Source organism: Helicobacter equorum, from assembly GCF_900198655.1.
Taxonomy (GTDB): Bacteria; Campylobacterota; Campylobacteria; order Campylobacterales; family Helicobacteraceae; genus Helicobacter_F; species Helicobacter_F equorum.
Genome location: NZ_FZPO01000087.1, coordinates 1 through 1,609, shown reverse-complemented (window position 1 = coordinate 1,609; position 1,609 = coordinate 1). Strand labels below are relative to the sequence as shown.

The 1,609-nt window shown below is 37.6% G+C and carries 1 protein-coding gene; it reads left to right on the top strand.

What is annotated here, in order from left to right; all coding sequences use genetic code 11:
- Window positions 1-1,609 (top strand): 3'-5' exonuclease (locus C6H22_RS08485; RefSeq protein WP_324826091.1); only part of this gene is annotated, 1,609 nt, incomplete at both ends.

Below are 1,609 nucleotides of genomic sequence, written 5' to 3'. Positions count from 1 at the left end.
TGGTAGGCGATACAAAACAAAGTATTTATGGCTTTAGAGGAGGTTTTAGCGAGGTATTTGACACAATGGCGCAAAGACTTAAGGTCGATGAGTTAGCCTATAATTATCGGTCAAGTAAATATGTGCTGGAGTTTATTAATACGATTTTTGGCACACAATATGGGGCAAGCTATATCCCCCAGAAACTTAAAAACCAAGATTCACAAGGCTATGTGTCGGTGCGATTTACAAACACACAAGATTCACAAGCAATGAGTGATGAGGTATGTGAGATTATATATCAAAGTGTGTGCGAATTATTAGAACATGGCGCTAAGCTCGATGAAATTACGATTGTGACCTTTACAAATCAAGAAGTCGAAATGTTGCGCGATTTTCTCAAATTTCGCGATCCTAATTTGCAAATTATTGTCGAAACCTCACAAAATTTTTTTGATACTTTTCCGTGCAATGTGCTTATCAATGCCTTGTATTATGCTCATACCCAAAATATATTCTATACATACAATATAGCTAAACTTTTGGGCAAGGAATTGTTTTGGAATCCACCACTTCCTACCTCCGTGACTAATTGCGCACAATATGTTTATGAAGTTATAGAATCTTTACACTTAGGATGTGCAGCAAGTATGCGGTTTTTGGAGCAGGCGTGTGAGTATGAAAGCATACAAGATTTTCTTCAAGCCTATGAGTTACTTGAAGTCAATGCACCAAAAGAAAGCTCTTATGGCATTAGGATTATGACCATCCATAAATCTAAAGGATTAGAGTTTAAACACCTTATTGTCAGTGATTCGCTAAAAATGAAGCTTGGTACATCATATAGTAAGATTGTGTATGAATATAAAGGCATTAATTTGGTTAATGCGTATTATGCATATGGTGGGCGAGAGAATATTGATAGTGCTTATAAAACCGCCAGGGACGCCAAAAATATGCTAGATGAGATGGAAAGCCTTAATCAACTCTATGTTGCTTTTACGCGCGCAAAACAAAGCCTTATTATCGCAGCCAAAAGTGCCAAATCGCGTTTTGAGCGCCTAAATCTTATGCCTTGCACACAAGGGAGTTTAGAATCCAATGAGATTACGCCACATACACCCAAACAAACACAAGTGCTAAAAAATCCTTATACGCCACTTCCAAAGCTTGGAAGACAAGGGGATTTTATGCGTATAGAATCTGATAATGAGCCACAAGAATTTTCTATAGAATCTATCCTCTTTGGGAAGGCATTGCATAGCTATTTTGAGTATTTGTTGGGGAAACAATGCACACCACAAGATCAAGAACAGATGCAACATATCGTGCGCAATCTCTATGGCTTTGTGCTTCCGCAACATACACTACAAGTAGTGCAAGATACATTTTTGCGTGCAATCCATAATCAAGAATTTATGGAACTCTACACATCTCACAAGGTGCATACGGAGGTATCATATTTGCATAATGGAAGATTTTTTAGGGTGGATGCTATTTTGCAAGATGATAATGAGCTTATCGTGTTAGATTACAAAAGTTCTCATCTTCCAAGAGATGAGCATTTTATGCAGGTCAAAGAATATGTAGAATTTTTGGGTATGTTAAGCGGTAAGCCTACAAGGGGTTA